The sequence below is a fragment of the Arthrobacter celericrescens genome (assembly GCF_003614925.1).
GTDB lineage: Bacteria > Actinomycetota > Actinomycetes > Actinomycetales > Micrococcaceae > Arthrobacter > Arthrobacter celericrescens.
In genome coordinates this window covers 51,707-74,207 of sequence record NZ_QYLP01000097.1, presented here as the reverse complement: position 1 = coordinate 74,207, position 22,501 = coordinate 51,707, and the positions used below count along the sequence as shown (strand labels likewise).

Below are 22,501 nucleotides of genomic sequence, written 5' to 3'. Positions count from 1 at the left end.
GGCCCGGTTCCGGACATTCCGGAACCGGGCCCTCGCCGTAAGCGGACTCCGAGTGTCGGCTATTGGGCTCAGGTGCCGCGCCGCAGCCTGCGGACGGCCTTCCGGACGGCGCTCCAAGACCAGCCGCCCGCGCGCACGGCTCCGCGGCCCAGCCAGCGGAACGGCGCGGTCACCGTCCGGAACCAGCGGGACAACAACGACGGCGGGAACCAGTCAGCGCGCAGCCGCACCAACCATGACCCTCCACGGCGCAGCATCGCCCGCACCTCGGCCAGCCGCTCCGCCGTGAGCCGGGTCCCGGCGCCGGAGGCGCCCTCCGCGGGGCGGCCGTAACGATGCCGTTCGAAGTCGACGGTGAGCGCGAGGACCGCCCGCATGCCGGCGTCGTCGGCGTGTGCGGACGGCAGGGACTCCTGCAGCCCGGCGGCGAAGTGCCGGGGCGTCTGGCTGGCCCGCGGGATGTGGCCGTAGTCGCGCGCAAGGTCCTGCAGCTCTTCCCAGGCGAGTGCCGGGGAAACGGCGGGGGTTGCCTGGCCCGCGCCCCGGAATCCCCTCAGGCGGCGGGCCCGGATGCCTGCGCGCAGCAGCCGCGGTGAGGCCAGCAGGGCCGCAGCGAACAGGGCACCGGCCAGGATGAGGAGCGATTGCGGAATCCCGGTGGCGGAGCCCGTCCCGGCGCCCGGCAGCGGAGCGACCGGAAGGGCGCTGCTGTCGGGCAGCGGTGTCTGGTTCGGGATCGGGATGGCGTCCTCGCCCAGGTTGCTTCCGCTGCCGCCCGGGGTCGCGGCGTCGGCGGCGTAGTCCGGAACGGAACCCCGCGAAGGAGTCGGTTCGAACGGCACCCAGCCGAGGCCCTCGAAGTAGAGTTCCGGCCACGCGTGGGCGTCCCGGGCGTCCACGGCGAACTCGGTCAGCGGCTCACGGCCACCCACCGCGATGGTGTTCCCGGTGGGATGCCCGGGCGCGTATCCGACCGCGATCCTGCTGGGAATGCCCGACACCCGGGCCATAACGGCCATCGCCGAGGCGAAATGCACGCAGTACCCGCTCTTCTGCTGCAGGAAATCGGCCAGGACGGACAAGCCGTTTCCGTCGTAGCCGCCCTGGACCGGTGCCTGTAGCGAGTACGTGAACACGGCCGAGCGCAGGTACTGCTGGATGGCCAGGGCCTTGGCGAAGTTGTTCTGGATTCCCGCGGTGAGCGTGCCGGCCGTGGTCCCAACGATCTCCGGAAGGTTGCCCGGGACCTCGGTGAATTCCCCAGGGACCTCCACGGAACCCGGGGAAGTGGTTCCCGCCTGGCTCAGGGCTGCCGCGGTGATCTGCGGGAAGACCGAGACCACGGTGTAATGCTGGTTCCGCGACGTGGCGTCTTCGCCCCGGATGGTCAGGGTCAGCGGATCCCAGGACCAGCGGCCGTTGAGCCCGTTGACGGCGGACGGCGTGTACGGGACGGGCAGGTAGGGGCTGGTGAACTGGCCGGTGTCGATGACGGTTTCTTCACGGACGAGGTTTTCGGGGAGCCGGTAAGTGGGGACGATCTGCCCGGTGCCGAGCCGGCGGCTGGACGGCCTGTCGTCGGGCGCCCAGCTCTCCCCGTCGAAACGGTCGATGGTGACCGAACGCAGGTAGACCGGCGTGCTTGAGCTCGTGGCGTAGGTGATCCTGCCGTCACCGGTGGGAGTGCGCAGGCTGTTGCCGAGGGTGATCATGGGGTTCAGCCCGTTCGAGGGACCCCACGGGTTCAGCCGGGACCCGACAGGGAAGGTGCCCTGGTCGAAGCCCGGGACGGCCAGGGGAAGGACCAGGCCCACGGCGAGTGCTGCACTGCCGAGCACCACGGAACGCCGGAACTGCCCCCGGCCCAGGCCGGCGCCGGACTGGAGCCGGTAGTCCGGGGCGAACCGCTGGGCACAGCCCAGGATGAGGATGAAACCGGCCGCGGCCACCATGAAGCCGGCAAGCCCCGCGCCCTGGGGCTTGATCGTGGCCGGGACCACGAGCACCGCGAGCAGGCCCAGCCCGGAGGTGGCAGGCAACGCCAGGGGGACGGCGAGCGTGTCCATCAGGATCACCACGAGGCCAAGGCACAGGCAGCTCAACAGCACGATTCCGGCGTTCGGCGCCACCGGCGCGGTCTCTGCGTAGACAGTCTGGCCGGCACGGTTGAACAGGGCAAAGGCCTGCTTCAGGCTTCCCGGGCCGGGAATGAATCCGGCGATGCTTTCCTTCCGCAGGAAGGTGCTGCACAGGATGAACACCAGGGCCGCGAGGCCGCCCAGGGTCACCAGCGCCGCCGGCGCCCGCAACGCCCGCAGCAGCGCCATCGCGAGGACCACGACGACGACGGTGACGACGACCGGGAACAGCCAGGCCCAGCCGCGGAGCACGCCGTTGAGTGACAGGGAGGTGCCGGTGACTGCGACCGCGATGGCACCGGCCATGGCCCAGGGGTACGCGCCGGCGGAACGGTTGCGCGCGGCACCGCCGCTCTGTGCAGTCATCGCGGCACCGCCGCTCTGTGCACTCACCGCGGCACCGCCGCTCCGCGCCGCACGTCCATCGCGGCGGTGGCCGCCGCCATGATTCCGCCCTGGTCGAAGGCGGACCAGGCTGCGGCCAGCTGCGTCCGCGGATTCACTGCGATGGCGCGCCAGCCGCCCAGTTGGAGCGCATCCACGGCAGGCTGGACGCTGCGCGGGTGCTCGGTGACCAGCAGCGCGAAGGCGTTGGCACCGTACGCGGCCGCCGGGGCAAGCGACCTTGCCTCGGCCTCGCCCAGCGAACCGAGCAGGGCCAGCACCGGGCCGCGGAGGCGGTGCGCCGCGAGCTTGTCCATCAGGCGGTCATCGAAAGCCGCCTCGCCGCCGTCGGGAAGTCCGTTGTCACTGCCCCGGATGTCGCCGCGCTTGCCCTCGCCGTGCACGTGCCGCGGGCCGTCCAGCTGGATGGCGGCCAGGCTCTCACTGATGGACTGCAGGCCGCCGGAGCCGTTGTATTCCTCCGCGTCGGGGAACGGGGCCGAGCGTGAGTTGCGGAATGCCGGGTAGCCGGCGGCGTCCAGGAACCGCAGGGAGTAGTTGCGTTCGGCGAGGTGCGCGCTGATCGACATCGCCGCAGTCACGGCCCATTCGAAGCTGTCGCTGCTGAGCAGCTCGAAGGAATCATCGTGTGCAGCCGGGAAACGGGACCCCGGTCCGGAGGCGAACAAGGAGTAGCGGTGGTCCATGATGATGGTCGCCTCGGGGGTGGTGACCGACTCCTCTTGCCGCACCATCAGCTCGCCGTGGTGGGCCGTGGCCGCCCAATGGACCCGGCGCATCGGGTCGCCGTGCCGGTATTCGCGGGTCATCACGTCGTCGTCGCTCGGATTGGCCTGGATGCGCGTGGCCGTGACGCCGTCGTTGCCGCGCGCGCCGGCCAGCCCGGTGGCGGGGAGTTCGACGGCGGCCGGCGTCACCGTGAGCAGCTCGGCGTCGTCGATGGTGTGCCGGTGCAGGGACAGGCCGAAGGGATCGCAGAACTCGGCGGTCACAGGACCGATCTTGAACTGGCCGCGCCGGCCCGAGCGCAGGTGGTACTCGTACCGGCTGGTGCCGCCGCTCGCGGAGCGGGCGGGGAAGCGGAACGCCGGCGGTTCGCCGAAGCGCGGCGGCAACTGCTCCTGCATGATCACCGGAGTGGTGGAGCTGCCGGTGCGCGCCACCGCGAGGCGGACGGTCGCCGTCGAGGACGTCTCCACGGTGGGCGGCGTGAAATCCCGGAACACCTGGAAGCGCGGCTTGAGGACACGCACTCCGGCCAGCGAAACAAGCGGGAGCACGATGAGCAGGATGCCCAGCGCCAGCAGGTCGCGGCGGCCCATGATCTGGGCAAGCAGCAGGGATGCCGTGCCGGCGGCCAGCAGGCCCCAGCCCCGGGTGGTGAACAAGTGCTTCGGAAGCAGCTCCAGCAGGGCCATGACCGTTGCCTATCGGCGGGGATCTGCCGTGGAGTCCCGGCTGACCGGCAGCGACGCCAGGATGGCGCGGATGACGCTCTGCGGAGTGTCGCCCGCTCCGGCGGCCTTCCGCTCCAGGATGATGCGGTGCGCGAGCACCGGTTCGGCCACGGCGACGACGTCGTCCGGGAGTACGAAGTCCCGGCCGTCCAGGGCCGCGGTGGCCTTGGCGGCACGCAGCAGCTGGAGCAGGGAACGCGGGCTGGCGCCGAGCCGGAGCCGGGCGCTGTCGCGGGTGGCGTGCCCGATCGCCACCGTGTACTCCTTGACGGCCTGTGAAACGTATACCTGCTGCACCGCGGTGATCATGGCCGCGACGTCGGCGGCGGTCACCACCGGGGTGACCTTCGCGAGGGGGGAGACGGCCTGGTGGGTTTCGAGCATCTCGATCTCCGAGGCCTGGTCCGGGTAGCCCATGGAGATCCTGGCCATAAAGCGGTCACGCTGCGCCTCGGGGAGGGGGTAGGTCCCTTCCATCTCGATCGGGTTCTGGGTGGCGACCACCATGAACGGTTCGGAGAGCTTGTAGGACTGGCCGTCCACCGTGACCTGGTGCTCTTCCATGCACTCGAGGAGCGCCGACTGCGTCTTGGCCGAGGCGCGGTTGATCTCGTCGCCGATGACGATGTTTGCGAACACCGCGCCCTTGCGGAACTCGAACTGCCGGGAGGACTGGTTATAGATGGACACGCCGGTCACGTCCGAGGGCAGCAGGTCGGGGGTGAACTGGATCCTGCTGACGCCGCAGTCGATGCTCCGGGCGAGGGTTTTGGCGAGCATGGTTTTCCCGACGCCGGGAACGTCCTCCACCAGCAGGTGCCCCTGCGCGAGGAGGACCGTCAGGGCGAGCTTTGCCGCCTCGGCCTTGCCGTCGATCACCTGGTTGACGGCAGCCAGGATCTTCTCGCTGGCGGCGTGGAATTCCGCAGCGGGCATGGCGGAGTGCCGGTGGCCGTTGGACGATCCCGCGTGGGCCGGAGCATCCTCCACATGGGCGAGTTCCTGGTGCCGGACCGTGCTCTGATGCTGTGAATCCATGGACAACCCTTCAACCATGACGGAACCCCGCAGGCCTGTGGCCGGACGGGATGCTCCACCCCCTGCTACCAAGACTACCCAGACGTAGCCCGCCGCAGACAGGGCCAGGCCCGGCGGCAATATCAGGACCCTCGGGCCGCTAGGGTTGACGCATGTGCAATTCCCTTCCCCCGCTTTCCTACCGCGCCCCGGAAGAGGACGCCGGCAGCGCCGAAGAAGCCCCCGAGAAAAGCGCAGGCAAGAAGACCCACAAGGAGTACCCGCCGGCTCCGGAGCCGCTGCCCGTTCCGGTGATGGACAATCACACCCACCTCGACTTCCGGCACGGACTGCTGGAGGTCTCGGTGACGGACGCGCTCGACGCGGCGGCCGCCGTCGGCGTCCAGGGAGCGGTGCAGGTGGGGTGCGACCTGGAGTCCTCCCGTTTCACGGTGCAGGCGGTCGAAGCGGACCGGCGACTGCTGGGCGCGGTGGCCATCCACCCCAACGACGCCCCCGCCTACGCGGGCCGCGGCGAACTGGAGGACGCGCTCGCCGAGATCGAGGAACTGGCCAGGCACCCGCGGGTGCGCGCCATCGGCGAAACGGGGCTGGACTTCTTCCGTACCCACGGGGACGGGCTGGCGCACCAGCGCCACTCCTTCCGGCGACACATCGACATCGCCAAGCGGCTCGGGCTGACGCTCCAGATCCACGACCGGGACGCCCACGACGACGTCGTCCAGGTGTTGCGCGAGGAAGGCGCCCCGGAGAAGGTGGTGTTCCACTGCTTCTCCGGCGGGGCGGAACTGGCCCGCATCTGCAACGAGAACGGCTGGTATATGTCGTTCGCGGGCACGTTCACCTTCAAGAATGCCGACAACCTCCGCAAAGCCCTGCTGATCGCCGAGCCGGAACTGATGCTGGTGGAAACCGATTCGCCGTTCCTCACCCCGCACCCGTACCGCGGCCGGCCCAACGCCAGCTACATGGTCCCGTACACGGTGCGGTCCATGGCCGAGGTTGCGGAAAAAGACCTCGCCGGGCTGTGCGAGCAGCTGGCCGGGAACACGCTTGCTGCCTACGGATCGTGGGACTGACGCCCTTCCCGCGGGCGAACCGGTGCATACCGGGTATGCACGATTTCTTGGTCGATTTATAACGCTTCGGTTACAGTGGGTAACCAGTAGCCGGGGTCGGGGAAGGCCAGCGGATACGAAAACTCCGTTCGCACTGGAAAGTTTCACGTAGATCGGTAGTGGCGGCGCACATGCCCCGCCGCGGTAATCCCTTGCGCCCGCGCGCTCGGGAGGTCGTCGCGGCAGGCGGGCAGGTGCGCTTTTCCCCGTGCCCGGATGGTCCAACAGTTACGGGCAAAAATGGTCAAGTTCTTCACCACGGACGGCAAGTTCAGCTTCGTCAAAGTCGGTGCGCAGCTGCTGGTGCTTTCGGCACTGGTGCTCGGGGTTGTCGCCTTCACGGGCAACAACAAGACAGTCACCCTCAACGTCGACGGAAAGGTGAGCTCCATCCAGACCTTCGGCGGCACGGTTGACCAGGTGGTCAAGGCCGCAAAGGTCGAGCTCAAGCCGGCGGACCGGGTCAGCCCGGCGCTGGATGCCTCGGTGCAGAACGGCTCCATCATCAACGTGAACCTGGCCAAGTCGGTCTCGGTCACCCTCGACGGCACCCAGCGGACCGTCAACACGAACTCCCCGGATGTCGAAGGCCTCATCACCGAGCTCGGCGTCGCCAGCAGCTCGGCCGTCTCCGCCGACAAAGACATGCAGCTGGCCGTCTCCGGCTCTGTCCTCTCGATCTCGACCCCCAAGAAGGTCACGCTGATCGCGGACGGCAAGAGTTCCGTCAAGACCACGACGGCGGCCGACGTCGCCACCGTCCTGAAGGACGCCGACGTCGTGCTGGGCGCGAACGACCGCGTCTCCCAGCCCAAGCAGGCCCCGGTCATCAAGAACATGGTGATCAAGGTGTCCCGCGTGGACCTCTCCAAGACGGCCACCGTCACGGAGAACGTCGCCTTCGAGACCATCAGGACCAAGAGCTCCACGATGTACAGCGACGAGGAAAAGGTCACCCAGGAAGGCGTCCTGGGCCAGGTCAGCAAGAAGTTCAAGCTCGTGCTGGTTGACGGCCGCGAAGCCTCCCGCAGCCTGCTGACCTCCACGGTGACCGTCAAGCCCGTGGCAGAGAAGATCACCGTCGGCACCAAGGAGCGCCCCGCGCCCGAAACCTCCAGCGGCCCCACCGGCGCCCCCAACGAAGCCATGTGGGACCGGATCGCCCAGTGCGAGTCCGGCGGCAACTGGTCAATCAACACCGGCAACGGCTACTACGGCGGCCTGCAGTTCGACATCCAGACCTGGCTCGGTTCCGGCGGCGGCGCCTACGCCCCGAACGCCAGCCTGGCCAGCAAGGCACAGCAGATCGACATCGCCAACCGTGTCTACGCCGAGCGCGGCCTGCAGCCCTGGGGCTGCGGCTGGGCGGCCTGACGCCGACAGTTCCTGCTGCGAGGGCCGGGTCCGGATTCTCCGGGCCCGGCCTTCGTCTTGCCCGGCTCCCGTCATGCCTGCCACTGGAGCGTCCAGGCGGAACGTCGGGCACCGGGCAGGCGATACGATACCTAGGTGACTGACGCGAATTCCGAACCTGCCGCCGTCGCGCCCCTCCTGGGAGCCGCCGACATCCGACGGCTCGCCGAGGAAATCGGTGTCCGCCCCACCAAGACGCTGGGCCAGAACTTCGTCATCGACGGAAACACGATCCGCCGCATCGTCTCCGCAGCCGGCGTTGACCCGGAAGAAACCGTCCTTGAGGTCGGCCCCGGACTGGGCTCGCTGACCCTGGGCCTGCTCGACGCCGCCAAGGAAGTCGTAGCGGTCGAGATCGACCCGGTGCTGGCAGCAAAGCTGCCCGAAACCGTGCGCGCCTGGCGTCCCCACGCCGCGGACGCCTTCCACCTGGTGCTCTCGGACGCCATGAAGGTCACCGAGCTTCCCGTCCAGCCCACCGCGCTGGTGGCCAACCTGCCCTACAACGTCGCCGTTCCCGTGGTGCTGCACCTGCTGGAGCACTTCCCGAGCCTGCGCCACGGCCTGGTCATGGTGCAGGACGAGGTGGCGGACCGGCTCGCGGCAACCCCGGGGTCGAAGATCTACGGCGTCCCGTCGGTCAAGGCCGCCTGGTACGGGCACATGCGCAAGGCCGGGGTGATCGGCATGAACGTCTTCTGGCCGGCGCCCAAGATCCACTCGGGGCTCGTGGCCTTCTCCCGCCAGGAAGCGCACGAGACGCACGCCACCCGTGAGCAGGTGTTCGCCGTGATCGACGCCGCGTTCGCCCAGCGCCGCAAGACCCTCCGTGCAGCCCTGGCCGGCTGGGCGGGCGGCGCCGCGGAAGCGGAGCGTTGCCTCGTGGCCGCGGGTGTGGACCCGACCGCCCGTGGCGAGGTGCTGGACATCGGGGCCTACATCCGGATCGCCGAGGCACGCCACCCGCAGGTCGCATGAGCCGCGCCGTCGCCGGAAGCCAGGCCCGCTTCGTGCCGCGCACCGTGAAGGTCCGTGCCCCGGGCAAGGTCAACGTCTCCCTCAAAGTGGGCCCGCTGCGCCCGGACGGCTACCACTCCGTGGCGAGCGTCTACCTTGCCGTTTCCCTCTACGAGGAAGTGGCCGCCACCAGCACCCAGACACCCGGGATCACCGTCAGTATCAGCCCGGACAGCACCCTGGACCTCGACGGCGTCGACATCCCGCTGGACGAACGGAACCTTGCGTACAAGGCGGCAGCGATCATGGCCGAGGTCTCCGAAAAGGCCAGCGGCGTGCACCTGGAAATCACCAAGCGCGTGCCCGTGGCCGGCGGGATGGGCGGCGGCTCCGCCGACGCCGCGGCGACCCTGCTGGCGTGCGACGCGCTCTGGGACAGCGGCCTGTCCCGCGAAGAACTGGCCCATCTGGCGGCCGAGCTCGGCGCGGACGTGCCGTTCTCGCTGCTCGGCGGCACCGCCGTCGGGCTGGGCGTGGGGGACAAGCTCTCGCCGGCACTGGCGAAGGCCCAGATGGACTGGGTCCTGGTCTGCGCCGACTACGGCCTGTCCACCCCGGAGGTCTTCCACACCCTGGACCGCCTGCGCGATGCCGAGGGCCTGGACGCGGACGAGCCGAGCGAAGTGGACGCCAAGATCCTCCAGGCGCTGCGCGGCGGCGACCCCGACGCCTTGAGCCGTGTGCTGGTCAACGACCTCCAGCGCGCGTCGATCGAACTGGCCCCGCAGTTGCGGGACACGATCGGGCTCGGCGAATCCAAGGGCGCCCTGGCCGGCTTCGTCTCCGGCTCCGGGCCCACTGTGGCGCTCCTCGCGCACAGCCCGGCCGCCGCCCGCGACCTCGCGGAAGAACTCGGACACCTGGGGCACTCGGCCCTGTCCGTCCACGGGCCTGTTCCCGGGGCGCGGATCATCTCCGATACCCTGCACTAATTCGTTTCCCAAGAAAGTAGTACCCAGTGGCCCACCTGCTCGGCGGTGAGAACCTCACCGTTTCCTTTGCTACGCGCACCGTCCTCGACGGCGTCACCCTCGGCCTCGAGGACGGCGACCGGATCGGCATGGTGGGCCGGAACGGCGACGGCAAGTCCACGCTGATGCGGCTGCTCGCCATGCGCTCCACCCCGGACTCCGGCCGGGTCACCAAACGCGGCGACGTCAACATCGGCTACCTGGACCAGTCCGACGTGCTCGATGGCGACCTTACGGTCGGCACGGCCATCGTCGGCGACCGCGCCGACCACGAATGGGCGGCCAACCCGAAGATCCGCGAAATCATGGGCGGCCTGGTGGGCGACGTCGATTGGCACGCCAACGTCCACGCCCTATCCGGTGGCCAGAAGCGCCGCGTGGCGTTGGCCAAGCTCCTCATCGAGGACCACGACGTCATCATGCTGGACGAACCCACCAACCACCTCGACGTCGAAGGCGTCGCCTGGCTGGCCCGGCACCTGAAGTCGCGCTGGCGCGCCAAGCAGGGCGCCTTCCTGGTGGTCACCCACGACCGCTGGTTCCTCGACGAAGTCTGCAACCGCACCTGGGAAGTGCACGACGCCATGGTGGACCCGTTCGACGGCGGGTACGCCGCCTACGTGCTGGCACGCGCCGAACGCGACCGCATGGCAGCCGTCGTCGAGAACAAGCGCCAGCAACTGGTCAAGAAGGAACTGGCCTGGCTGCGCCGCGGCGCGCCCGCCCGCACCTCCAAGCCCAAGTTCCGCATCGAAGCGGCCAACGAAATCATCGCCGACGTCCCCGAGCCCCGTGACTCCGTCGCCCTGAACAAGATGGCCACCGCCCGCCTGGGCAAGGACGTGCTGGACCTCGAAAACGTCTCACTCGACTTCCAAGGCGGCGACGCCGGGCAGAAGCTCTTCAACAATGTCACCCTGCGCCTGGCCCCCGGCCAGCGCCTCGGCCTCGTGGGCGTCAACGGCGCCGGCAAATCCACCCTCCTGCGCCTGCTCAACGGCAACATCACCCCCGACGCCGGAAAGGTCAAGCGCGGCAAGACCGTGGTCACCGCCGTCCTCAGCCAGGACGTCTTGGAGCTCGACGAGGTCAAGGACCTGCGCGTCGTCGAGGTCATCGAACGCGAAAAGCGCTCCTTCAACGTGGCCGGCAAGGACCTCACCGCGGGCCAGCTCGTGGAGCAACTGGGCTTCACCAAGGAAAAGCAGTGGACCCCCGTGGCCGACCTCTCCGGCGGTGAACGGCGCCGCCTGCAGTTGCTGCGCCTGCTCGTGGGCGAACCCAACGTCCTGATGCTCGACGAACCCACCAACGACCTCGACACCGACACCCTCGCCGCCGTCGAAGACGTCCTGGACGGCTGGCCCGGCACCCTCGTGGTGGTCAGCCACGACCGCTACCTCCTGGAACGCGTCACGGACTCCCAGATGGCCCTCCTCGGCGACGGCAAACTGCGCGACCTGCCCGGCGGCGTCGACCAGTACCTCGAACTGCGCGAAGCAGCCCTCGCCTCCGGCGCAGTCGGCGGCGCTGCCGGCACCGGCCCGACGGCGGCCACCGGCAATGCGGGCGCCGCACCTTCGGCTGGCCCCACCGAAGCCGAGAAGCGCGAAGCCCGCAAGGAACTGAACCGGATCGACCGCCAGCTCGGCAAAGTAGCCCAGCAGGAAGACAAACTGCACACCCAGATGGCGGCCAAGTCCGAATCCGGCGACTTCGACGCCCTGGGCGACCTCAACGCCAAACTCCAGGAACTCCTCGCCGAAAAAGAAGGCCTGGAACTCGAATGGCTGGAGGCGGCCGAAGTCCTGGGGGAGTAGGTCTCCCTTCACTCACCTTCCGTGACGGCCGGTGTGGTCGCCTGAGACGCAGACAACGGCTCTCCGCCGTCGCTTAGACACGGCCGATAAGCGCCGCTGCGGTCGCTGAGCGACCTACACGACGCGATCGACCGCGATGCGCTCCTCTGCGGAGACCCGCCGCCTGCTTGCCGGATCTTGCGTTCCGCTGAGGTCAGCAGGCACTTGGGTGAGCGACATGGCGGACGGCGGTCCTTCCGAAAGGAGCGCATCGCGGCACATCGGAGCGCAGAGGTCGCCCAGCGACCGGCGCGCTCCCTATGTGACGTGTCTAAGCGACGCGGAAGGGCCGTCTCCGCCGCTCAAGGTGACCAGAACGAAGGTGACCGGAACGAAGGTGAGCAGGACGGAAAGCCGCGGCTGCGAGGCCGACGCTAAGCCTCGTCGCGGAGTTCGGGGTCCTTTTGCAGGCCGGTGAGGCCGTTCCAGGCGAGGTTGACGAGGTGGGCGGCCACGGCGCGCTTGTCCGGGGTGCGGCTGTCGAGCCACCACTGGCCGGTCATCGCCACCATGCCAACCAGCATCTGGGCGTACATGGCGCCGTCGGCGGAACTGAAGCCGCGGCGGGAGAACTCGTCGGAGAGGATGTGCTCCACGCGGGCCGTCACGTGGGAGAGCAGGGTGGAGAAGGCGCCTTCGGGCTGGGACGGCGGGGCGTCGCGCATGAGGATCCGGAAGCCGTCGGTGCGTTCTTCGATGTAGCCAAGGAGGGCCAGGGCCGCCCGTTCCACGAGGACGCGGGGCTTGGCTTCGACCGCGAGGGAGTCGTTGATCGAGTCGAGCAGGATCCGGAATTCGCTCTCGACGACCTTGGTGTAGAGGCCTTCCTTGGAGCCGAAGTGTTCGTAGATGACCGGCTTGGAGACGCCGGCCGCCGCCGCGACTTCCTCGATGGTGGTGCCGTCCAGGCCGCGGGCGGCGAAAAGGCCCCGGCCGACGTCGATCAGTTGTGAGCGGCGCTGCGGACCTGTCATCCGGGAACGGACGGGGCGGCCGGCGGGGGCCTGCACGGTGCCCGCTGTTCCGCCGCCTTCCCGGGAAAATCCTGTGCTCTTGCTCACCCAACCATCATGCCTCATGGCACGGAGGCCGGACTCCATGGTGTCCGGCCCGGGCGGTTTGCCGCAGAGGGACCGGTCAACAGCCGTCCGAAGTCGCGCGGAAGCAAACGGTCATGGCAGACTTGGTACCTGTGCGCGCCACCCGGCCAGCCCGGGAACCGCAGGCCACGGCCTGCCGGACAGCGCGCACGGTCCGCTCTGGTGTAATGGCAGCACCCCGGCCTTTGGAGCCGTGGAGTATAGGTTCGAATCCTATGGGCGGAACTCGTCGGTGATCTGCCGGCACTGTTTTTCCGTGGGTTGCACCGCCGTCTCGGCGGAGGGCGGCTTCCGGAGCCAGAGTAGGATTGAGCAGACGCCGGAGCCGGGTCCACCCCGGTGGAAACCGAACAAGGAGAGCGACTTAGTGAGCCCCGCCGCAACAGGCCCTGCCGCTGTAATCGTCCTGGCCGCTGGTGCGGGCACGCGCATGAAATCGCGTACACCCAAGATCCTCCATCCCATCGGTGGGAAATCCATGGTGGGACATGCCCTCGACGCCGCCCGGGGGATCAACCCCGAACGACTGGCCGTACTGGTCCGCCACCAGCGCGACCTCGTGGCCGCGCACCTGGCAGAGATCGCCGCTGACGCCCTCGTGGTGGATCAGGACGAGGTCCCCGGCACCGGCCGCGCCGTCGAACAGGGCCTCGAAGCACTCGACAAGCAGGGCACCGTGGAGGGCACCATCGTGGTGACCTACGGCGACGTCCCGCTGCTCACCTCAGGCCTCCTGGCCGAACTCGTCGCCGAGCATGAAGCCGGCGGCAACGCCGTCACCGTGCTGACCACCGTCCTGGACGACGCCACCGGCTACGGCCGCATCCTCCGCGCCGAGGACGGTTCCGTGCTGGGCATCCGCGAACACAAGGACGCCAGCGAGGACGAGCGCGCCATCCGCGAGATCAACTCCGGAATCTACGCCTTCGACGCCGCCGTGCTGCGCGACGCACTGGAGCACGTCACCACCGACAACGCCCAGGGCGAGAAGTACCTCACCGACGTCCTCGCCATCGCCCGCAAGGACGGCGGCCACGTGGCAGCCGTCACCACCGGCGACCGCTGGCAGGTGGAAGGCGCAAACGACCGCGTGCAGCTCGCAGCCCTCGGCGCCGAACACAACCGCCGCATCGTCGAAGGCTGGATGCGGGCCGGCGTGACCGTGGTGGACCCCGCCACCACCTGGATCGACTCCACCGTCACCCTCGACGAAGACGTCCGCCTCTTGCCGAACACGCAGCTGCACGGCGGCACCACCGTGGCGCGTGACGCCGTCGTCGGCCCGGACACGACCCTCACCGACGTGCACGTGGGCGAAGGCGCCAAGGTGACCCGCACCCACGGCTCGGGCTCCACGATCGGCGCCAAGGCAAGCGTGGGCCCGTTCACCTACCTGCGCCCGGGCACGGTCCTGGGGGAGACCGGCAAGATCGGCGCCTTCTACGAAACCAAGAATGTGACCATCGGCCGCGGCTCCAAGCTCTCCCACCTCGGCTACGCCGGCGACGCCGAAATCGGCGAAGACACCAACATCGGCTGCGGCAACATCACCGCCAACTACGACGGCGAGAAGAAGCACCGCACCGTGATCGGCTCCGGTGTCCGCACCGGCTCCAACACGGTCTTCGTGGCCCCGGTGAGCGTCGGCGACGGCGCCTACAGCGGCGCCGGCACCGTGATCCGCAAGGACGTCCCGGCAGGGGCCCTCGCCGTCAACGCGGCAGGGCAGCGGAACGCCGAAGGCTGGGTCATCGCCAACCGCCCCGGCAGCAACTCCGCCCGCCTCGCCGCCGCCCGCCTGGCGCAGGACGCCGGCACCACAGACTCCTCAAGTACTCCGGCAACCACAGAAGAGGGCAAACAGGCATGAGCGAAATTACGGCACACGGCGAGAAGAAACTGGTCCTTGCCGCCGGGCGGGCGCACCCGGAGCTCGCGCAGGAAATCGCCAAGGAGCTCGAAACCGAACTCCTGCCGGTGGATGCCTACGACTTCGCCAACGGTGAGATCTACGTCCGCTCCGCCGAGAGCGTGCGCGGCACCGACGCCTTCGTGATCCAGGCGCACCCGGCGCCGCTGAACAACTGGCTGATGGAACAGTTGATCATGATCGACTCGCTCAAGCGTGCCTCGGCCAAGCGCATCACCGTGGTCTCCCCGTTCTACCCGTACTCCCGCCAGGACAAGAAGGGCCGCGGCCGCGAGCCGATCTCCGCCCGCCTGGTGGCCGACCTTTACAAGACCGCCGGCGCCGACCGCATCATGTCGGTCGACCTGCACACCTCCCAGATCCAGGGCTTCTTCGACGGCCCCGTGGACCACCTGATGGCCATCCCGCTGCTGGCCGACTACATCCGCACCAAGGTCGAGGCCGACAACATCACGGTGGTTTCCCCGGACACCGGCCGCGTCCGTGTCGCCGAACAGTGGGCCGAACGCCTGGGCGGCGCCCCGCTGGCCTTCGTGCACAAGATGCGCGACCTCACGGTGCCCAACCAGGCGGTCTCCAAGACCGTCGTCGGGCAGATCGAAGGCCGCACGTGCGTGCTGATCGACGACATGATCGACACCGGCGGAACCATCTCCGGCGCGGTTCAGGTGCTCAAGAACGCCGGTGCCAAGGATGTCATCATTGCCTGCACCCACGCGATCTTCTCCGACCCCGCCGCGAAGCGCCTGGCCGAGTCCGGCGCCCGCGAAGTGGTGGTCACCAACACCCTGCCGATCCCGGCCGAGAAGCGCTTCCCCCAGCTGACAGTGCTTTCGATCGCGCCGCTGATCGCCCGCGCCATCCGCGAAGTGTTCGACGACGGCTCGGTCACCAGCCTGTTCGACGGCAAGGCCTGAATGTGAGCCGGTGGACCCGCGGACTTCTGTCCGCGGGTCCTTCCGTTTAAGCCCGGCGGCCGTGTAATCCCGACGGCGGCCGTTCTGCTAGGATGGAACGTCACCTTGGCGAGGGGACTGCGTGCTGCGGTCCCGTTATCGACTGGGTCCTGGGCTCCCAAGCCGGCCTCACGGCCGCCGGGCGGCCGGACGAGTCCCGCCGCCCACCTGGCCCGGCCACGCGCCGTCGGCCACCACACAAGAGGAGCCTCTTATGTCTGAGCAGAAGCTCGCAGCAGAACTGCGCACCGAATTCGGCAAGGGCTACGCCCGCCGCGCACGCGCAGCCGGCCAGATCCCCGCCGTCATCTACGGCCACGGCGCAGAGCCGCTGCACGTCAACCTCCCGGGCCGCGCCACCACCCTGGCCGTCCGCGTCTCCAACGCCCTGCTGTCCCTGGACATCAACGGTGAAGAGCACCTGGCCATCGTCAAGGACATCCAGCGTGACCCGATCAAGCAGATCATCGAGCACATCGATCTCCTGACCGTCCAGAAGGGCGAGAAGGTCACAGTTGACGTTCCGGTCCACGTTGTCGGCGAAGCCGCTTCCGGCGTTGTCGCCAACCAGGAAGCCACCACGGTTTCCCTCGAAGCCGAGGCCACCCACCTGCCCACCGCAATCGAGGTCAGCATCGAAGGCCGCGAAGCCGGTGCGCACGTGCACGCTTCCGACCTGGTCCTGCCCAAGGGTGCCGCCCTGCTGAGCGACCCGGAGACCCTGGTCGTCAACCTCTCCGAAGCCGCTGCTCCGGCTGAGGAAGAGGCCGGCGAAGCTGCTGCTGAGGAAGCCGCTCCCGCCGCCGAATAGTCCTTGCCGGCTCCCACGCGGAGCCGGGGCAGGAATGCCTTGGAAGTGGCCGGAACCCGCACGGGTCCCGGCCACTTCTTGTTTCCTTTCACCCCTCGATTCCTAGGATGAGTCCATGACAGAAACCTGGTTGGTCATCGGCCTTGGCAACCCCGGCGCCCAGTACAGCAACAACCGGCACAATGTCGGCCAGATGGTCCTCGACGAGCTTGCCTCCCGGATCGGTGGAGGCTTCAAGGCGCACAAGGCCCGGGCCCAGGTGCTGGAAGGCCGGCTCGGGATCGGCGGCCCCAGGCTCGTGCTGGCCAAGCCGATGTGCTACATGAACGTCTCCGGCGGACCGGTATCGGCCCTCTCGAAGTTCTTCGGCATCGAGCCCGACCACGTCATTGCGGTCCACGACGAAATCGACATCCCCTTCAACACGGTCAAGCTCAAGATCGGCGGCGGAGAGGGCGGCCACAACGGGCTGCGGGACATGTCCAAGGCCCTCGCCACGAAGGACTACTTCCGCGTCCGCGTGGGGGTCGGCCGCCCGCCGGGCAGGATGGACACCGCGGATTTCGTGCTGCGCGATTTCGCGACGGCGGAGAAGAAGGACCTGCCGTTCCTCCTCGACGAGGCGGCGGACGCCGTCGAGATGCTCGTGTCCGCTGGCCTGCTGGCGGCCCAGCAGAAATTCCACCCCGCCAAGGGCTGACTTCCGGGACCGGAACTACTCGCTCTACTTGTTCTGTCAGTGCCTTACCGCAGACTCTACTTACTTGCAAAAGGAGGTAGTACGCTACTCGTTAAGTGGCGTCCGGGCACCGTTCGGCCCTCGCCGCCGGACATTGAGGACAGATAAATGTCGAGGGAGATGCAGCGCTGGGGTGATGCTTCGATCGCATTCGAACCTGGCAACAGAGACGCCGGGGCGGGCAGCCACATGCAGTGGTCCGTCGCCGCACGGGGGCGCGAAATGGAGCGCGTCCGGGAGGCACTGGACCGCCCCGAAGTACTCGGTGTGGTGATCACCGGCGCCCAAGGCGTGGGGAAAAGCTCCATGGGCCGGCTGGTGGTGTCGTCACTCGACAGCGATCCCTACGTCATCCACTTGCGGAGCGCCTCCACGGGGGAAGGCGCGCCGTATAGCTGCTTCAGCTTTATGCTCGCCCGGCTTCCGCAGAAGTACCTGTCGTCGCCCACCGGGATCCTGCAGGGAATCACGTCCCTGATCCGCGAGGACGCGGCCGGCCGGGAGGTCATCCTGGTCCTGGACAACCCGGGCGGCACCGATGAAATGAGTACTGGTGTACTCATGAACATCCTGCTGACCGGTGCCGCCCGGATCATCGCGATCGCACAGCAGGCCAGCGACCTGCCCGTGGACTTCCACTGGTTCCTGCAGGAGGGCAGGCTCGCCGAAGTACAGCTTGAAACGCTTGGCCACGAACAGACCGCCGAGGTCCTCGGCAAGATGCTAGGCCACCGTATGACGGCCGCCCTGGTCAGCCGGCTCCATACTGCCTCCGGCGGCAACCCGCTCCTGCTCGAATCACTGGTCGCCGAGCAGCGCGCCGCCGGGAACCTGGTGCTGCTGAACGCGGTCTGGACCCTGCGCGGCGACCTCGTGATGGAAAGCGCCCACGGACTCGAAGAGGTGGTCCGGGCGCGGTGGAGCAAGGAAAGCCCGGAAGCACGCGAAATCATCGAAATGCTCGCCTGCGCGCGGCGCGTTCCCCTCGGCCGGCTCGCGGCCGTCTACGACGCGAAGACCCTGGCGGACATGGAGGACTCCGGCCTGCTCGCCGTGGACGACTCCCCGGAACGCTGGACCTCGCTCCGGCAGCAGTATGTGGCCGATATCGTGCGGTCCTGGCTGACCGTGCCCCGCCGCAGGCAACTCCGGGCCACCCTGCTGGACGGTCAGGAACCCGATGCCGCGGGCATGTCCGAACAGGAAATCCTCAGCTACGCAGCGCTGTCCAAAGACGCGCAGGTGCCGCTCAGCCCGGCCCACGCCCTGGCGGCGGCCGGTGCCGCTGTCCGCCATTTCGATCCCCTCTTCGCGTTGGAATGTGCCGGCGGAATCCAGCGCAGCGATCCCGAATGGGTGACCGGGCAATGCCGGAAGGCCGAGGCCCTGATCCTGATGGCCGACTATGCCAAGGCCCTTGCCGAGGTGGAAGACGTGACCCCGGAACAGCTCGACACCCTGCCGGCACGCCAGGTGGCCATGTACTTCGCCGCCCGCGGAAATGCGATGCGGTGGGCCGCCGGCCGTGCGGAGGAGGCCATCGGCATCATCCACGAAGGCCGGGAACGGCTTGCCGCGCTGCGTGAAGCCGCATCGAATGGCCCGTCAGTCCAGGAGGAGCTCGCCGCCGCCGAGCGGCGGCTGGACCTGGAGGGCTTCGCGCATGCCGCGTACCTCGGCAATTACACGGAGATCATCGGGCCATTGGAGACCGCGTCCGCAGACCAGGATCCGGCCCACCTGGAGCACAGCCTGGCCTGCGGCGTGATCCTGATCGAGGCGTACTCGGTGACCGGGCGGGAACTGGACGCCCTGCGGTTGGCCGAATTCGTCAGTCAGAGAATGGAGTCCCTGCCGGCCACGCACGGACTGCGGGACTACTTCCGCCTTGCGGCTTTCTGCGCGTACCTGCAGGCCGGCCAGTGGCGTAGTTGCCTGCGCATGCTGGACTCCGGGTCCTCGGCGTCGCCGTCGGAACTTCAGTACCGCGGGGCGGTCCTGGAACTCGCGGTGGGCCTGGCCAACCTCTTCTCCGGACGCGGATCCAAGGCCCTGGACTTCCTGCTTCCCGCGGTCGCACAGCTGGAGCACCGCTCCGTGATGGGTTTGCTCCAGTTGGCCTACGCCGCCACGGCTTTCGCCTACGCCCAAATGGGCGACTCGTCGAACGCCTACAGCTACCTGGCCATGGAGAACGACGCCGCCGGCTCAGGTGCGTTCCTGTCGAACCGGGCCCGGGAGTTCTGCTCCGACATGGCCCGCCGCTGGCTGGGCGAACCCGAAGCCAGGGAGCGCCTCATCACCGCAGCCCGGGAGGACCTCGCCCACGGCCGCTACACCACTGCGGGGCTGAACGTCGTGGGCGCCACGGTGAACGGGCGGGAAGAGGATTTCCGGCTGATGGACGAGATTGCCGGGCACAGGCAAGGACCCCTTGCCAGGCTTTCGGCCCTGATGGCCAAGGGCTCCCTGGCCGAAAGCCCGCGGATCATGATGGAGGCCGCGGACCTCGCGGCGAGCCTGGAACTGGATGCGATGGAAGCCCGCTGCGTGGCCCTCGCACTCGACTACTCCAGGTCCATTTCGGATCACACCACATTGCGTCAGGCACAGGCCCGGCTGGACAGGCTTTCCCAGTTGCTCGTCGAACTGCCGGTCGTACCGCACGGCAACACGCCGCTGCTCACTGAACGCGAACGGCAGATTGCCCGGATGGCCGGGCACGGTGTCTCCAACAGGGACATCGCCAAGGACATCGGGGTCTCCGTGCGTACCGTAGAAGGCCATCTGTACCAGGTTTTCGCCAAGCTGAGTGTGTCCTCGCGACGTGATCTGCTTGGCCTCATTTAGCAGGAGCAGCGAAGTCCCCGGAGGACTCGCCGACGTCAACCCGGTACGGACCCGGCCCCTGGTGGGCAGGGACCACGAGCTTGACCTGGCAACGCAGGCCCTGCGCGGCGGATCCACCGCCGCGGTGCTCATTGTGGCGGAAGCCGGGGCCGGGAAGTCCACCCTCGCCGAAGCCATCGCCGCTGTGCTGTCCGAAGAATTCATCGTCATGCGGGTGCACGGAAGCCCGTCCCTCGCGAACGTACCCTACGGCGTCCTGGCGCCGTACCTGGTGGACCTTCCGGAGGACCCCACCAGTTCCCACATCGCCATCCTGCGTGCCTTCTGGGCCCAGTTCGAGCGCCTCCGCGAAGGCCGCAAGCAGCCGCTGCTCCTGCTGGTGGACGACGCCCACGAGCTGGACGAGGCAACCTCGAACGTGATCGTGGACCTCATCACCGCCAACTGGGCCAAGGTGGTGGCCTCGGCGCGGCCCCGCCCGGGCCTGCCCGCGCCGATGATGCAGCTCTGGTACGACAGCCTGGCCGAACGCATCGACCTCGGGCACCTGGGCCGGGACGACGTCGGCGAAATCTGCGAAAACCTGCTCGGCGCCCCCGTCCTGGCCAGCACGGTCCAGTTCCTCTGGGCCGCGTCCGAAGGCAACCCCCTGCTGCTCACCTGCCTGGTGGAGGACGCACGTGCCGCCGGGACCCTGGCCAAGCGCAACGGCGTCTGGATCCTGAACGGGGCGCTGGCAACCGACGGCGCCTCCCTCACCGGGTTCGTGCGGAACCAGCTTCTGCGCAGGACCCCCCAGGAGCGGGACGCCCTCACCATGATCGCCCTTGCGGAGCCCGTCAGCATGGAGGCGCTCGAAGAGGACTTCGGCGTGGACCTGCTGCAGAACCTCGTGGAGAACCAGCTCCTGGTGGCCTCCGGCGGGGGAGACATGCTCCGGCTCCGGCACCCCATCTATGCCGAGGCGATCCGCAGCATGGTCTCGGCGTCCCGGAGCCTGCAGCTCCACCAGCAGCTGGCCTGGCGCCTCGAACAACACCAGACCTCGGAGGCGGCGCTGCTGCGGAGGGTCATCTGGTCCCTGGAATCCGGAGTGAAGGTGCCCGAGCGGCAACTGCTCCGGGCCTCGGTGCATGCGGCACGGACCTTCCAGAACGACGCCGCCATATCGCTGGCCATGATGCTCGCCGAGGGCCCGGCCAAGGCCCACGCCCAGCTGGCCGCCTCACGCGCCCATTTCAACGCCGGACGCTACGCCGAAGCCAGCAAAGCCTATGCCGAGGCGGCCCGGGCCCTCTCGGAAACCCCGCGCGCCGCGGACTCCGGCAAGGCCGTGAAGCGGCGGTGGACGGGCGGCGCCGCCCTGCTGCACTCCCTGTTGGAGCAGTTCCTGGAATCGGCCAACGGGAGCGGGAGCGGCCGGCCCTCGGGACTTGCCTCCCGGGAGCGCGAAGCCGGGGAACTGATGGCGCGCCTTCTCTGCCTTGACCTTTCGGGCGACTTCGAGGAGCTCGCGCGCCTGCTTGACGCCCCGGAAACCGCCGCGGCAATCACCGACGACGGCGGCCCGGCCCGGGCCTTCCTCCTCGCCCTCCGCGCGGACCTCCTGCGCGCCAACGGGGATCCCGTGCAGGCACACAGCCTTGCCCAGCAGGCGGCCGCCTACGTGGACATCGACCCCGAGGAACTGTTCTTCTACACCGAGTTCGTGCTGTACCGGAACGTGGCGGCGGCCCTCGACGCCGGCGACTGGGTGGGCGCGGAGGAACACCTGGCGGCGTACGAGGCCGATTCCGGTGCCGGGCTCATGACGTTCGGCGGCACCATCCAGTACTTCCGAGGGCTCGCCCGGCTGCGCCAGGGGCACCACGGCGAGGCATTCAAGGTGCTCCGCCCCGCCGTCGAGATGCTGCGCCTGAACGATCCGCAACAGCTGCTGATCCCCGCCACCGCGATGGCGGCGTATGCCGGAGTCCGCGCGGGCGAGACGGGCAGCGCGCGGGCGCTGCTCGAAGGCTTCGACGAGCAAGCCCGCAGCGGCAGCGGGCCGGACGCCCTGCTCGCGCCGGTCTTCGCCGCCGCCGCGAAGGAAGCCCTGGACCGGGACGGATCGGGCATCCAGAGCCTCCAGAACCTGGTGGTGGGCGAATGCGGCAGGCTCCCGGCCGGCGTCGAACTCCAGGCACTGTCGCTGTGGCTGGAACTCGGCAGCGCCGCGGCGGCGCAGCGGACCGTGGAACACGGCGGCACCATGAGCGGAGCCTGGGCCTCAGCTTGGACGCGCTTCGCGACGGCGCGCGGCAGCAGGGACACCCGCACCGTCCTGTCCTCCGCCGATTACCTCCGGGCGCTCGGGCAGATACGGCTGGCCCGGGACTGCTATTCGCTGGCGCTGTCCCTGGCCGAAGGCAACGGGGACCGGGCCGCGGCACGGCAGGCAGCAGCCGGCAAGGAAGCGTGCGACCACGCCCTGGGGGAGAAGCGGAGCACCCCGGCCGCGGAGGCCCCCACCGCACGGACGGTGCAGCTGACCCGGCGCGAGCGCGACATCATCGCCCTGGCCGCCTCGGGTTTGAGCGACCGGCAGATCGCCGACAAGCTGATGGTTTCCGTGCGCACCGTCGAAGGCCACCTCTACCGCAGCTACGCCAAGCTCGGCATCCGGAGCCGTGAGGAACTCGCCCCGCTGGCACTCTGAT

Annotated in this window: 15 protein-coding genes and 1 tRNA gene; 12 read left to right on the top strand and 4 right to left on the bottom strand. The window is 68.8% G+C overall.

From position 1 onward, the window contains the following. Positions 1-68 precede the first annotated feature (68 nt). Genes D3654_RS18055 through D3654_RS18045 form a run of 3 tightly spaced genes read right to left on the bottom strand, consistent with a single transcriptional unit; the run spans position 69 to position 5,038 of the window. A complete protein-coding gene (locus tag D3654_RS18055; RefSeq protein WP_245413320.1) occupies positions 69-2,504 on the bottom strand; it encodes a transglutaminase TgpA family protein in 2,436 nt (811 codons plus the stop codon). 23 nt (positions 2,505-2,527) lie between these two features. Further along, the gene (locus D3654_RS18050) at positions 2,528-3,961 is read right to left on the bottom strand and encodes a DUF58 domain-containing protein (protein WP_120522839.1); all 1,434 of its coding nucleotides are present in this window, start codon (positions 3,959-3,961) and stop codon (positions 2,528-2,530) included. 9 nt (positions 3,962-3,970) lie between these two features. After that, positions 3,971-5,038 carry an AAA family ATPase gene (locus D3654_RS18045; RefSeq protein WP_120522838.1) on the bottom strand — a complete coding sequence of 356 codons (1,068 nt, stop codon included), beginning with the start codon at positions 5,036-5,038 and terminating at the stop codon, positions 3,971-3,973. A gap of 152 nt (positions 5,039-5,190) precedes the next feature. On the opposite strand from D3654_RS18045, the gene D3654_RS18040 reads away from it, so the two are divergent. The 5 genes from D3654_RS18040 to D3654_RS18020 all read left to right on the top strand — a co-directional run bounded on the left by D3654_RS18040 (position 5,191) and on the right by D3654_RS18020 (position 11,377). Next, positions 5,191-6,117 carry a TatD family hydrolase gene (locus D3654_RS18040; RefSeq protein ID WP_120522837.1) on the top strand — a complete coding sequence of 309 codons (927 nt, stop codon included), beginning with the start codon at positions 5,191-5,193 and terminating at the stop codon, positions 6,115-6,117. A gap of 279 nt (positions 6,118-6,396) precedes the next feature. Continuing rightward, positions 6,397-7,530 carry a resuscitation-promoting factor gene (locus tag D3654_RS18035; RefSeq protein ID WP_120522836.1) on the top strand — a complete coding sequence of 378 codons (1,134 nt, stop codon included), beginning with the start codon at positions 6,397-6,399 and terminating at the stop codon, positions 7,528-7,530. A 135-nt stretch (positions 7,531-7,665) separates the two neighbouring features. Then, a complete protein-coding gene (rsmA, locus tag D3654_RS18030) occupies positions 7,666-8,547 on the top strand; it encodes a 16S rRNA (adenine(1518)-N(6)/adenine(1519)-N(6))-dimethyltransferase RsmA (protein ID WP_120522835.1) in 882 nt (293 codons plus the stop codon). After that, positions 8,544-9,518: a 4-(cytidine 5'-diphospho)-2-C-methyl-D-erythritol kinase gene (locus D3654_RS18025; RefSeq protein WP_120522834.1), complete on the top strand. Its 975-nt coding sequence runs from the start codon at positions 8,544-8,546 to the stop codon at positions 9,516-9,518. The genes rsmA and D3654_RS18025 overlap by 4 nt, the downstream gene beginning before the upstream one ends. A 26-nt stretch (positions 9,519-9,544) precedes the next feature. Further along, positions 9,545-11,377: an ABC-F family ATP-binding cassette domain-containing protein gene (locus tag D3654_RS18020; RefSeq protein ID WP_120522833.1), complete on the top strand. Its 1,833-nt coding sequence runs from the start codon at positions 9,545-9,547 to the stop codon at positions 11,375-11,377. Between the two features lie 413 nt (positions 11,378-11,790). Here the strand turns inward: D3654_RS18020 and D3654_RS18015 are convergent, their stop codons facing one another. Then, entirely contained in the window at positions 11,791-12,390 is a 600-nt protein-coding gene (locus D3654_RS18015; RefSeq protein ID WP_120522845.1) for a TetR/AcrR family transcriptional regulator, read from the bottom strand. Positions 12,391-12,669: 279 nt separating this feature from the next. Between D3654_RS18015 and D3654_RS18010 the strand changes: the two genes are divergently transcribed. The 7 genes from D3654_RS18010 (at position 12,670) to D3654_RS17980 (ending at position 22,500) form a co-directional block, all read left to right on the top strand. Further along, positions 12,670-12,741: transfer RNA gene (locus tag D3654_RS18010), tRNA-Gln, on the top strand. Between the two features lie 142 nt (positions 12,742-12,883). Then, positions 12,884-14,386 carry a bifunctional UDP-N-acetylglucosamine diphosphorylase/glucosamine-1-phosphate N-acetyltransferase GlmU gene (gene glmU, locus D3654_RS18005; protein ID WP_120522832.1) on the top strand — a complete coding sequence of 501 codons (1,503 nt, stop codon included), beginning with the start codon at positions 12,884-12,886 and terminating at the stop codon, positions 14,384-14,386. Further along, the gene (locus D3654_RS18000) at positions 14,383-15,363 is read left to right on the top strand and encodes a ribose-phosphate diphosphokinase (RefSeq protein WP_120522831.1); all 981 of its coding nucleotides are present in this window, start codon (positions 14,383-14,385) and stop codon (positions 15,361-15,363) included. Before glmU ends, D3654_RS18000 begins: the two co-directional genes overlap by 4 nt. 253 nt (positions 15,364-15,616) lie before the next feature. Continuing rightward, positions 15,617-16,213 (top strand): 50S ribosomal protein L25/general stress protein Ctc, encoded by a 597-nt coding sequence (locus D3654_RS17995; protein ID WP_120522830.1) that lies wholly within the window; start codon positions 15,617-15,619, stop codon positions 16,211-16,213. Positions 16,214-16,328: 115 nt separating this feature from the next. Next, complete coding sequence (gene pth, locus D3654_RS17990) at positions 16,329-16,913, top strand: aminoacyl-tRNA hydrolase (protein ID WP_120522829.1); 585 nt, start codon at positions 16,329-16,331, stop codon at positions 16,911-16,913. Between the two features lie 147 nt (positions 16,914-17,060). After that, positions 17,061-19,802 (top strand): helix-turn-helix domain-containing protein, encoded by a 2,742-nt coding sequence (locus D3654_RS17985; protein ID WP_162943788.1) that lies wholly within the window; start codon positions 17,061-17,063, stop codon positions 19,800-19,802. Continuing rightward, positions 19,789-22,500 (top strand): LuxR C-terminal-related transcriptional regulator, encoded by a 2,712-nt coding sequence (locus tag D3654_RS17980; RefSeq protein WP_162943787.1) that lies wholly within the window; start codon positions 19,789-19,791, stop codon positions 22,498-22,500. The genes D3654_RS17985 and D3654_RS17980 overlap by 14 nt, the downstream gene beginning before the upstream one ends. The last annotated feature ends 1 nt before the right edge of the window (position 22,501 follow it).